We start from the raw sequence: 11,862 nt of genomic DNA, 5'->3' as shown, positions 1-11,862 counted from the left end.
CGCACTGGACGTCGCCGCTATGCGCAGCTTCATCACCGCCCTGACCCGCCTGGCCGTCACCCTGGTGGTTGTCGCCGTCGCCGCCCTGGTGGGCTGGCGCTTCTGGATTTACTATATGGAAGAGCCCTGGACCCGCGATGGCCGGGTGCGGGCCGATATCGTGGGCGTCACGCCCGACGTTTCGGGCTTGGTGGACGAGGTGCTGGTGCACGACAACCAGATCGTCACCAAGGGCCAGGTGCTGTTCCGCATCGACCGCGCACGCTTCGCCCTGGCCCTGCAGCAGGCCGACGCCGCCGTCGCCGCCAAGAAGGCCAGCTTTGATGAGGCGGTGCTGGAACGGGATCGTTACCAGTCCTTGAGCGCGTCCGCCGTTTCGCGGGAAAAGCAGGAACAGACGGTGGCCGCCGCCAAAGAGGCGGATGCCGTCTACCTGCAGGCCGTGGCCGACCGTAACGTCGCCAAGCTGAACCTGGACCGGACGGAGGTGGTGGCCACGGTCAACGGCCAAATCACCAACTTCGATCTGCGCCCGGGCGACTATGTCACCGCCGGCAAGGCGGTGACCGCCCTGGTGGACAGCGACAGCCTGCATGTGCAGGGCTATTTCGAGGAAACCAAGCTGGGCCGCATCCATGTGGGCGACAGGGTGACCGTGCGCCTGATGGGCGACCCGCGCGCCTTCGATGGCCACGTCGAAAGCATCGCCGCCGCCATCGAGGATCGGGAGCGGTCCGACGGCAGCAACCTGCTGGCCAATGTCAACCCCACCTTCAGCTGGGTGCGCCTGGCCCAGCGCATCCCGGTGCGGGTGGTGCTGGACAACCCGCCCGCCGACCTGCGCCTCATCCCCGGCCGTACCGCCACCGTGGCGGTGGTGGGATCGGACGCCGTGCTGAAGACGCCGCTGACCACGCTACCCCACCCCACCGATCCGCAAGGGGCCGCTCAGCCGGCGGCCCCAGCCCCCGGCAAACCCAAGACCCGCTGAAAGCTGGCAGTGCGGCGTCACGTCGGGGCGCCGCGCTTTTATTTGGGTCAGGACGTCGCAGTCCCCGCAAAGCCCGACAGGTGCTAGCCATTGCCACGTTTAATCCTCGTGACCCCGGATTTTTGCCCGGGTGTATTGGGGGGTGGGGTTGAGCGACATCATGGGAGCAGCGCCGGATTGGGCGGCATCCGGCCCACGGCCGGAGGCCATGCCGGGGCCCGAGGCCATCAGGCGTGCCATCGCCCGCCTGGAACGGGCGGTGGCCGAGGCGCCGACGGACATCGACATCCGCTTCAACCTGGGGGTCCTGTTGCAGGCGGATGGCCGCCGGGACGAGGCCATGGCCCAGTATCGCCAGGCCCTGGTGCTGAACCCGTTCGAGGCCCGGGCGCATAACGCCCTGGGGATCGCCCACCATGATTCCGGCGATCTGGCCCAGGCCATGAGCTGCTTCGAGGACGCGCTGGCCAGCGATCCGGACGATCCCCAGGCCCATAACAACATGGGACACGTGATGCAGATCGAAAACCGGCTGGACGACGCCCTGGCCTTTTTCGATTGGGCCCTGGCCCTGCGGCCGGATTACCCCGAGGCGCTGAACAACAGCGGCGTGGTCTTGCAGATGCAAGGGCGGCTGGATCAGGCCATCGCGCTGTATCGCCGGGCGGTGGCCCTGCGCCCCGATTACGCCGCCGCGCACAAAAACCTGGGCATGACCCTGCTGGCCGCCGGCCGGTATGAGGAAGGCTGGAACGAATTCGAATGGCGCTGGCAGGATGCGCAGCTGGCGGACGCGCGTCGCCCCTTCACCTGCCCGCAATGGCGGGGTGAGCGGGCGCCGGGCCGCATCCTCCTGGTCCATGGCGAGCAGGGATTTGGCGACAGTCTGCAATTCTGCCGCTACATCCCCCTGATGGCGGAACGGGGGTTGCGCGTGGTGGTGGAAGTGCCGCTGCCCCTGGTGCGGCTGATGCGCCGGTTGCCGGGGGTGGAAATGGTGGTGGCCCACGGCCAGCCGCTGCCGCCCTTCGACCTGCATTGCCCGATGATGAGCCTGCCGCTGGCCTTCGGCACCACGCTCTCCACCATCCCGGCGCCGCGTCGCTATCTGGTGGCCGACCCTGTCGAGGCCGAGATTTGGCGCCAGCGTCTGGTGGCGGAGGCGCCCGGCGACAACCGACCCAAGGTCGGCTTGGTCTGGGCCGGCGCCGCCCGGGCCGAAACGCCCGACGTGGCCGTGGCCGATCGCCGCCGCTCCATGGGTTTGCCAGCGCTGCTTCCCCTGTTGGAACAGGACAACGTGCGCTTCGTCAGCTTGCAGAAGGACGCGGCGGAGATGGATGTGCCAGCCAGCCTGGGTGGTCTGATCGACAGCGTCGTGGATTTCGCCGATACCGCCGCGCTGATCAGCAACCTGGATCTGGTCATCAGCGTCGACACCGCCGTCGCCCATCTGGCGGCCGCCATGGGTGTCAATGTGTGGCTGCTGAACCGTTTCGACAGTTGCTGGCGCTGGCTGCGGGAACGGGATGACAGCCCCTGGTACCCCAGCCTGAACCAGTTCCGCCAACCCCGCCTGGGCGACTGGGACGGTGTCGTTCACTCCGTGCGCACCGCCCTTGCCACCGTCTTCACTCCTGGATCCCGCCCATGACCGCCGCCCGTCCCAGTCCCGCAAAGGTCGTCGCCCAGACGCCGGCGCAAAAGGCCTTCGCCGCCGCGTTGGTGCAGCACAAGGCCGGCAGGCTGGAAGCCGCGGCGGTGCTGTACCGCAAGGCCCTGTCACTGGCGCCCCGGCATACCGACAGCTTGCACCTGCTGGGCGTCGTCGCCTTTCAGCAAAAGCGCCATGAGGAGGCGCTGGACCTGATCGGCCAGGCGCTGGCGCTAAAGCCCGACTTTCCGGAGGCGCTGAACAACCTCGGCACGGTGCGCGAGGCGCAAGGCGATATCGCCGCCGCCGCCGACTGCTTCGGTCGGGCGGTGGCGCTGAGGCCCCACTTCGCCGAGGCCTTGAACAACTTGGGCAACGCCTTGAAATCGCGCGGTATGTTGGAACCGGCGCTGGTGGCGCTGGACCGCGCCCTGGTGTTGAGGCCAGCCTATGCCGAAGCGCACAACAACCGTGGCGTGGTCTATCGCCTGCAATCGCGCTGGGCGGAGGCCGAGAACGCCTTTCGCCAGGCGTTGGCGGCCAAGCCCGGCTATGTCAACGCCCTCTATAATTTGGGCCTGGTCCTGCGCCTGACCGGCCGGCTGGTTGAGGCCTTGCCTTGGCTGGAGCAGGCGGTGGACCGGGCGCCGGACCATGCCGAGGCCTGCTTCAACCTGGGCCTCGTCCTGCAGGACCTGGAACGGCATGACGACGCGGTGCCCCATCTGAGCCGGGCGGCCAGCCTGCGGCCGGACGACCCGGTGCCGCATAGCAGCCTGGGCACCAGCCTGCAGGCCCTGGGCAAGGCGCCGGAGGCGCTGTTGAGCTATCGCCGGGCGCTGGAACTGAACCCCGATTTCCCGGACGCCCACAACAACATGGGCATCCTCCTGCATGTCCACGGCCGGTACGCGGAAGCGGAGTCCTGCTTTTCACGCGCCATCGCGCTGTTGCCCGATAACCCCAAGACCCACAACAATTTAGGCCTCGCCCTTCTGGCGCAGGGTAAGGGCGCGGAAGCCGCACGGGCCTTCGATCAGGCCATCGACGCCCAGCCGGACTATGCCGAGCCGCACAACAACCTGGGCATGGCGTTGCACGCCGAGGGCCAGATGGATTTGGCCCAGGCCCATATCCAGGCGGCCCTAGCCCTCAACCCGGATTATCCAGAGGCGCACAACAACTTAGGCGCCGTCTTTCAGGCGAAGGGTCAGCTGGATCGGGCGATAGCCAGCTTCCGCCGGGCCGTCGCCCTGAAGCCGGACTACGGCGCCAGCCACAACAATCTGGGCATGTCGCTGCTGGCCGCCGGCCAGTACGCGGAAGGCTGGCGGGAATATGAGTGGCGTTGGCGCACCCGCCAGATGACACCCTACGCCCGCCAGTTTCCCCAGCCGCAGTGGCGGGGGGAGGATGCCGCGGGCAAGACCATCCTGGTCCATGCCGAGCAGGGCCTGGGCGATACCCTGCAATTCAGCCGCTATCTGCCCATGATCGCGGCGCGGGGCCTGAAGATCACGCTGGCCGTCCAGCCCCAGTTGGCCCGCCTGCTGCGCCCCCTGCCCGGCGTCTTCCATATCGTGACCGAGGGCGAGCCCCTGCCCGCCTTCGACCTGCAATGCCCGATGATGAGCCTGCCGCTGGCCTTCGGCACCACCGTCGAGACCATTCCCGCCCAGGCGCCCTACCTGCAGGCGGATCCCGTGGACGTGGCGCTCTGGCGAAGCCGGCTGGGACCGTCCGATGGGGCCTTGCGCGTCGGCCTGGTCTGGGCTGGCAATCCCCGCCGCGACCGGCCGGAATTGGCGGCGGTCGACCGCCGCCGTTCCGTGGCGGTCGACCGGCTGGCCCCCCTGGCCCATGTGCCCGGGGTCCGCTTCTACAGCTTGCAGAAGGACGGGACGCCACCCGACGGCTTCCCCGTGGTCGACCTGATGGCCGAGGTGGAGGATTTCGGCGACACCGCCGGCCTGATCGCCAATCTGGATCTGGTGATCAGCGTCGACACCTCCGTCGTCCATCTGGCCGGCGCCTTGGGCAAGCCAGTGTGGGTGCTGAACCGCCACGACAGTTGCTGGCGATGGTTCCGGGGCCGAAACGACAGCCCCTGGTACCCCACGGTGCGCCTGTTCAACCAGGCGATCCCCGGTGACTGGGAGGACGTGGTGGCGCGGGTGTGCGAGGCGCTGGTGGATTTTACTCCTCATACAACAGGCGGGTAGCTGCGATAAATCCACCGATGAGCAGCGCATTGCCCAATAGAATCCAAGGGGCTCGAAAGACTATCGCAGCCGCCATGAGAGCGAGGTGTGTGGGCATGAAGCCGAAGTAGAGCACCCAGCCTTTCCAACCAGAAGGGCTGACATTCAGGTCCTTGACTCTGAATACCCCGCGCCCCGGTCCAAACCAGCCTTTTCGCCATTCCTTATCCACGAAAAGCCCCTGGTTGAACTCTGTATGCATAAGATCCGGCTGAGGACCTAATCAGACAAGCGTTTTCAGGCGAATTCCGCCAACTCATCCTCCAGCCCGTGGCTGCGGCAGGCGGCGGTCAGGGTGTTCAGGAGCAGCACGGCGATGGTCATGGGGCCCACGCCACCCGGCACGGGGGTGATGGCGCCGGCGACGGCGGCGGCTTCCTCATAGGCGACATCGCCCACCAGGCGGGTCTTGCCGGCGGCCGCGGCTTCCGGATCGCGGGCCGGCACGCGGTTGATGCCCACGTCAATGACGACGGCGCCGGGCTTCACCCAGTCGCCCTTCACCATCTCCGGCCGGCCGACGGCGGCGACCAGGATGTCGGCGGTGCGGCACAGGGCCGGCAGGTCGGCCGTGCGGCTGTGGGCGATGGTGACGGTGCAGTCGGCCTGCAGCAGCAGTTGGGCCATGGGCTTGCCCACAATGTTGGACCGCCCGACGACGACGGCATGGCGGCCCTTCAGGCTGCCCAGATGGTCTTTCAGCAGCATCAGGCAGCCCAAGGGCGTGCAGGGCACCATGCCCGGCAGCCCTACAGCCAGGCGGCCGGCATTGACCACATGGAAGCCGTCCACGTCCTTGTTGGGATCGATGGCGGCCAGGACGGCGTTGCTGTCGATGTGGGCCGGCAGGGGCAGTTGCACCAGGATGCCGTGGATCTGCGGATCGGCGTTCAGGCTGTGCACCAGGGCCAGCAGGTCGGCCTGGGTGGTCGACGCCTCCAGCCTATGGGTGACGGAGTGCATGCCGGCGGCGTGCGTCTGCTCCCCCTTGTTGCGGACATAGACCTGGCTGGCCGGATCCTCGCCCACCAGCACCACGGCCAAGCCGGGCTTCAGGCCGTGACGGGCGGTGAGGTCGGCGACCTTGGCGCCGATGCGTTCCCGCAAGCCGCCCGCGAACGCCTTGCCGTCGATGATATGCGCCATGACCTGTCCTCCACCGATAGTCCCCAAGTTGCGCGGACATTAGCGGCAGGGCCCCGCGCCGCCAATCCCCTGGGGCCGGTCGCCGCCCGAACCCTGCCATGCGGACATCGGCGGCCTGTCCGACGACGCCCCCGACGGCGCTGACAGGCACGTCCCGGCAATTTTTATATTTGACGTATAAATTCATATTTGATGTGGTGAGAGCCGCCGCCGGTCCGCAGGCCGGCGATAAAAATACCCTGGGAGGGGACATGACGGACGGCAGCCCGCAGCAGCACCAAGCGACCCACTCACGTAAAGACGCGCGATGGCGCATTCCCATCGCCCTGATCGTCAGCCTGTTTTTTCTCTGGGGCGTCGCCAACAACCTGAACGACGTGTTGATCGCGCAGTTCCGCAAGGCCTTCGACCTCCAGGATTGGCAGTCGGGCCTGGTGCAGTCCGCCTTTTATCTGGGCTATTTCTTCTGCGCCATGCCGGCCGCCCTGTTCGCCCGGCGCTATGGGTACAAGGCCGCCATCGTCCTGGGCCTGGCGCTCTATGGCGTTGGTGCCCTGCTGTTCTACCCGGCCGCCGAACTGCGGGCCTATAGCGCCTTCCTCGGCGCGCTGTTCGTCATCGCCAGCGGCCTCGCCTTCCTGGAGACCTCCGCCAACCCGCTGATGACCGTGCTGGGCGACCCGGCCGGGGCGGAGCGGCGCCTGAATCTGGCCCAGGCCTTCAACCCGCTGGGCGCCATCACCGGCGTGCTGGTGGGCCGCGAATTCATCCTGTCCGGCGTGGAATACACGCCCGAGCAGCTGGCCGCCCTGGACCCGGCGGCGCTGGCCCGGTTCCGCGATACCGAGGCAATGGCGGCGCAGTCCTCCTACCTCGTGCTGGGATTGCTGGTGCTGCTGTGGGCGGCGGTGGTGTTCGCCGTGCGCTTCCCCAAGCTGGTGGATGGACCGGAGGAGGATACGGGCGACGCCCCGCCCGTCGAGGGCGGCTTTCGCCGCCTGCTGCGCTACCGGCATTTCCTGTTCGGCGTGGGCGCGCAGTTCTTCTATGTCGGCGCCCAGGTGGGGGTTTGGAGCTTCCTGATCCGCTATGCCCAGCACGCGGTGCCGGGCACGGGGGAAAAGACGGCGGCCGCCTATCTCACCCTGTCCCTGGTGGCTTTCATGGTCGGGCGGTTCGCCGGCACCGCCCTGATGGGCCGCGTGGCGGCGGAGCGTCTGATGGGCCTGTTCGCCGCCGCCAACGTCCTGCTGTGCCTGGTGGGGGCGTTCGGCGGGGGCTGGCTGGGCCTGGGCGCCATGATCGCCACCAGCTTTTTCATGTCCATCATGTTCCCCACCATCTTCGCCCTGTCGCTGCGGGGCCTGGGACCGCTGACCAAGCTGGGCTCCTCCTGGCAGGTCATGGCCATCATTGGCGGCGCCGCCGTCCCCGTTGCCATGGGCCGGGTGTCGGACATGGCGTCCATCGCCGTCGCCATGGTGGTGCCGGCCGCCTGCTTCGCCGTGGTCGGCGCCTTCAGCCTGGTGGGCCGCCATGCCCCGGCGGGGGAAAACGGCACCCGCCTGAAGGCCGTGGCCACACATTGAGGGACCGATCGTGATCGACGCGCACCAGCATGTCTGGCGCCTGGGCCGTCATGGGCAGGTTTGGCCAACGCCGGACCTGCCCGTCATCCATCGCGACCACGCGGTGGCGGAGGTGGCGGCCCTGGCACGCCCGCTGGGCGTCACCGGTGGCGTGCTGGTCCAGTCCCAGCCCTGCGCTGAGGATACCGACTTCCTGCTGGCGGAGGCCGCCCGTCATCCCTTCATCCTGGGCGTTGTCGGCTGGGCCGACCTGAAGGCGCCCGACGCCCCCACCCGCATCGCCGCCCTGGCGGCCGCGCCCAAGATGCGGGGCCTGCGCCCCATGTTGCAGTCCCTGCCCGTGGACTGGATCGCAGACCCAGGCGTCGATCCCGGCATCCGCGCCATGGTCGCTCACGGCCTGACCTTCGACGCCCTGGTCCTGCCGCCGCATCTGCCGTCGTTGTTGGATTTCGCGCGGCGGCACCCTGATCTAGCCCTCGTCATCGACCATGGCGCCAAGCCATTCATCGCGCGGGGTGAGATCCACGACTGGGCGGCGCGGATGCGGGACTTGGCCGCCCTGCCGGGCGTGCATTGCAAGCTGTCCGGCCTGCTGACGGAAGCGGGGGAGTGCCGGGGCGCGGCGCACCTTAGGCCCTACGTCGACGTGCTGCTGGACGCATTCGGTCCCGACCGGCTGATGTGGGGCAGCGACTGGCCGGTGGTCAACCTGGCCGGGGACTATGCCGGCTGGCTGGCGATGGCCCAAGACCTGGTGCCGGCGGCCGCGCATGCCGCGGTCTTCGGGGGCACGGCCCGGCATTTCTACCGGCTTTAGAGCACCTGTTCCACCAGGCGGGCGCCCCATTCCCCCAGGCGTTCACCCAGCCCGCGACGGGACCAGGCTTGCGGGTCTATGGCCTTGGCATGTCTCAGGTCGCGCTGGAACATGGTCTCCATCTCCTGGCCGAATCCAGCGCCCAGCACGACGGCATTGATCTCATTGTTGAAGGCCACGCTGCGCCAGTCGAGGTTGGAGGAGCCCACGGTGGACCAGTCGCCGTCAATGACGGCCGTTTTGGCATGCAGGATGGCGTCGGCATACTCGTAGATGTGCACGCCATCTTCCAACAGGTCTTCGTAGTAGGCGCGGCCCGCCATGACCGACAGGGGGCTGTCGCTGGGCCCGGGAACCAGCACCGTGACGTCCACGCCCCGCCGGGCCGCCTGGCGCAGGGCGCGTGCCAGATCCGGCGTCGGGACGAAGTAGCCCGTGGTCAGATGAACGGAGGCACGCGCCAGGGTCACCGCCACCAGCAGGCTGCGGTAGATCAGCGGGCGCCCCTGGCTCGGCGCGCCGCTGAGCGCCTGCAGGACGACGTTGCCCGGCCGGGTCCGTGGTGCTGGCGGCGGCGGGGCCAGGGCTGGGGCGGCATCGCCTCCCCGCCCCTGACGCTGTTGCTCCCAGGTTTGGGCGTAGAGGCGCTGGAACTCCGCCACACCGGGTCCGGCGATACGCACATCGGTGTCGCGCCAGGGGCGCTGTTCGGGATCCTGGTTCTCCGCCCCCGGCCCCAGATGATGGCGCCGGTCGTAGACCTCGCTGATGTTCACGCCGCCGACAATGGCCACGGCGTTGTCCACGATCAGCAGCTTGCGATGGTCGCGGTGGTTGATGTCCAGGGTCAGCAGGCTGCCCGGGTCGACCGGGTTGAACACCAGCAGGTTGACGCCGCCCTGGCGCAGCCGGTCGATGACGCCGGCCGGCGTATCCTGCGAGCCCCAGGCGTCGTAGATCAGGTTGACCTCCACCCCCGCCGCCCGCTTGGCCACTAGCTTCTCGGCGAAGCGGGATCCCTCAACCCCATCGAACTCATAACTTTCCATGTCGATGCGGATGCGGGCGCCGTCGATGGCGGCATCCATGGCGGCATAGGTGGCGGTGCCGCTTTGCAGCAGGGTGACGCTGTTGCCGCCGACGAAGGGCACGCCCGCGATCAACTCCCCCTGGCGGCGCAGCAGGTCCAGCCGGCTGCCGTCCTCGGCCGTGGCCAGGGCGCGGGCGATGTCCGGATCGGCCGATGGCAGCGTGGCGCATCCCCCCAGCGCCCCCACCAGGGCGAGGCCGATGAAGGTTGTTCTGAGGAAACTGAGGCTGGGCGGCATGGCCGGACTGTGCCACCGCCGCCGCCGGCCGGCCATTGCGACCAGCGGCGGGGTGGGACCGATTTCCGGACTAGGCGGGCCGGCGGATGGGCCTAGGCCGTCCACCCGCCATCGATGACGTGGATGGCGCCGGTGGTGAAGGCCGACGCGTCGCCGGCCAGATAGAGCGCCAATTCAGCGATCTCCTCCGCCCGGCCCAGGCGCCCCATGGGCTGGCGGGCGACGAAGGCGGCCTGGGCCGCGGCATAGTCGCCAGTGGCGGCCAGACGCTCATCCAGCGACGGGGTATGCACCGTGCCTGGGCAGATGGCGTTGCAGCGCACGCCCTTGCCGACGAAATCCGCCGCCACCGCCTTGGTCAGGCCGATGACGGCCGCCTTGGTGGCGCCATAGGCGAAGCGGTTCGGCACGCCCTTGATGGAGCTGGCGACGGAAGACATGTTGACGATGCTGCCCTGCCCCGCCGCCAGCATGCCGGGCAGGAAGGCGCGGATGGTGCGATACATGGCGCTGACGTTCAGGTCCCAGGAGAAGTCCCAGGCGGCGGGGTCGCACTCCAGGATGGTGCCCGCGTGGACATAGCCAGCGCAGTTGAACAGCACGTCCAGGGTGCCGATCTCCGCCGCGAGGGCCTGGACCTGCGCGTCATCGCGGACATCCAGTCGGCGGTGGACGCAGTTCGCCACCTCGGCCAAGCGGTCGGTGTTGATGTCGGTGGCGTAGACCGTGGCCCCCTCCCGCGCGAACAGCTCCGCCGCCGCGCGACCAATGCCCTGCGCCGCCGCCGTCACCAGCGCCGTTTTCCCCTCTAAGCGTCCCATGATGCTGTGTCCTCTATTGTCAGGCCGCGCGGCCGCGCGTCGGCAGGCAGGCGGGGCCCACCGGCTCGAATGATTTGTAAGTCAGGATGAACTCCTGGTGGCCCAGGGCTTCCGAGACCGTGCGCTCCCCCGATGCGGCGGCCTCGACGCGGGTCAGGATTTCCGCACCCACCTCGTCCAGGGTGGCCTTGCCCTCCAGGATGCGGCCGGCGTTCACATCCATGTCATCGGACAGCCGGGCATAGGTCTCGGGATTGGCGCAGACCTTGATGACGGGGGAGATGGCGGAGCCGACGACGGAGCCACGGCCGGTGGTGAACAGGATGACATGGCTGCCCGACGCGATCAGTTCCACGATCTCGGCGTTGTCGGAGATGTTGGGGAAGCCGAAGCGCGGTTCGCCATCCGGCACCACGTCCATGAGGTAAAGGCCGCCGCTGGGCGGGATGTCGCCAGGCTTGATCAGGCCGCTGATGGGGGAGGAGCCGGATTTGGAGTAGGCGCCCATGGACTTCTCCTCCTGGGTGGTCAGGCCCCCCTCGGCATTGCCGGGGGCGAAGCTGCCGAAGCCCATGATGGTGTAGTAGCGCTCCGCCTTCTGCACACAGGCTTCGATCTCCGCCCCCAGTTCGGGCGTGACGGCGCGGTCGGACATGATGCGCTCGCAGCCCACCAGTTCGCCCGTCTCCTCGAAGATGCAGGTGGCGCCCGCTTCCACCAGCCAGTCGAAGCAGCGGCCCACGGCCGGATTGGCACTGATGCCGCTGGTGCCGTCGGACCCGCCGCAGATGGTGCCCACCACCAGTTCGTGCCGCGCCATGGGCACCACCGGCGTCTGGTCGGCGATGGCCTTCAGGCGGGTGACCGCGTCGCGTCCGGCCTCGATGGTGGCCCTGGTGCCGCCGGCCTGCTGGATGACCAAGGTTTCCACCGGCCGGCCGCTGGCGGCCACCGCCTGGCGCAGGGCTTCGCGGTTGAAGCTCTCACAACCCAGCGACAACAGCAGCACGCCCCCCACATTGGGGTGGGTGCACAGCTTGGTCATGATGTCGAAGGCGTAGGTGTTGGGGTAGCAACCGGGAAAGCCGATCAGGTGGACGTCCATATCGTCGCTGAGCGTCACGATGCGGCGGGCCACGTGGTGGGCGCATTCCACCAGATAGGCGACGACGACGACGTTACGGATGCCCTTGCGCCCGTCGCTCCTCAGAAATCCGCGCATCTCACCGGTCCCCATTTCATCGCTTCCCAT

9 protein-coding genes are annotated in these 11,862 nt (G+C 68.3%); 5 read left to right on the top strand and 4 right to left on the bottom strand.

Annotation, left to right across the window (positions count from 1 at the left end; all coding sequences use genetic code 11):
• The first annotated feature begins 19 nt into the window (after window positions 1-19).
• From FHS74_RS07245 to FHS74_RS30900, 3 genes are all read left to right on the top strand, one after another.
• A complete protein-coding gene (locus FHS74_RS07245) occupies window positions 20-991 on the top strand; it encodes an efflux RND transporter periplasmic adaptor subunit (RefSeq protein ID WP_184798936.1) in 972 nt (323 codons plus the stop codon).
• 148 nt (window positions 992-1,139) lie between these two features.
• Window positions 1,140-2,645 carry a tetratricopeptide repeat protein gene (locus tag FHS74_RS07240; RefSeq protein ID WP_184798934.1) on the top strand — a complete coding sequence of 502 codons (1,506 nt, stop codon included), beginning with the start codon at window positions 1,140-1,142 and terminating at the stop codon, window positions 2,643-2,645.
• The gene (locus tag FHS74_RS30900; RefSeq protein ID WP_184798932.1) at window positions 2,642-4,867 is read left to right on the top strand and encodes a tetratricopeptide repeat protein; all 2,226 of its coding nucleotides are present in this window, start codon (window positions 2,642-2,644) and stop codon (window positions 4,865-4,867) included. Before FHS74_RS07240 ends, FHS74_RS30900 begins: the two co-directional genes overlap by 4 nt.
• A 276-nt stretch (window positions 4,868-5,143) precedes the next feature.
• On the opposite strand, the gene folD is transcribed toward FHS74_RS30900, so the two are convergent.
• The gene (folD, locus tag FHS74_RS07230) at window positions 5,144-6,052 is read right to left on the bottom strand and encodes a bifunctional methylenetetrahydrofolate dehydrogenase/methenyltetrahydrofolate cyclohydrolase FolD (protein ID WP_184798930.1); all 909 of its coding nucleotides are present in this window, start codon (window positions 6,050-6,052) and stop codon (window positions 5,144-5,146) included.
• 251 nt (window positions 6,053-6,303) lie between these two features.
• Between folD and fucP the strand changes: the two genes are divergently transcribed.
• A complete protein-coding gene (gene fucP / locus FHS74_RS07225) occupies window positions 6,304-7,641 on the top strand; it encodes an L-fucose:H+ symporter permease (RefSeq protein ID WP_184798928.1) in 1,338 nt (445 codons plus the stop codon).
• Window positions 7,642-7,651: 10 nt separating this feature from the next.
• The gene (locus FHS74_RS07220; protein WP_343066870.1) at window positions 7,652-8,461 is read left to right on the top strand and encodes an amidohydrolase family protein; all 810 of its coding nucleotides are present in this window, start codon (window positions 7,652-7,654) and stop codon (window positions 8,459-8,461) included.
• Here the strand turns inward: FHS74_RS07220 and FHS74_RS07215 are convergent.
• From FHS74_RS07215 to FHS74_RS07205, 3 genes are all read right to left on the bottom strand, one after another.
• A complete protein-coding gene (locus FHS74_RS07215; RefSeq protein WP_184798926.1) occupies window positions 8,458-9,789 on the bottom strand; it encodes a phospholipase D-like domain-containing protein in 1,332 nt (443 codons plus the stop codon). The two genes, FHS74_RS07220 and FHS74_RS07215, sit on opposite strands and share 4 nt — an antisense overlap.
• Before the next feature lie 92 nt (window positions 9,790-9,881).
• Complete coding sequence (locus FHS74_RS07210) at window positions 9,882-10,610, bottom strand: SDR family oxidoreductase (RefSeq protein ID WP_184798924.1); 729 nt, start codon at window positions 10,608-10,610, stop codon at window positions 9,882-9,884.
• Window positions 10,611-10,629: 19 nt separating this feature from the next.
• The gene (locus FHS74_RS07205; protein WP_211106155.1) at window positions 10,630-11,862 is read right to left on the bottom strand and encodes a UxaA family hydrolase; all 1,233 of its coding nucleotides are present in this window, start codon (window positions 11,860-11,862) and stop codon (window positions 10,630-10,632) included.

Origin of the sequence: Nitrospirillum iridis (assembly GCF_014205765.1) — a bacterium.
In the GTDB taxonomy this organism is placed as follows: domain Bacteria; phylum Pseudomonadota; class Alphaproteobacteria; order Azospirillales; family Azospirillaceae; genus Nitrospirillum; species Nitrospirillum iridis.
Note: the sequence above shows the minus strand (reverse complement) of the source record. Positions and strands in the feature narration are given on the sequence as shown.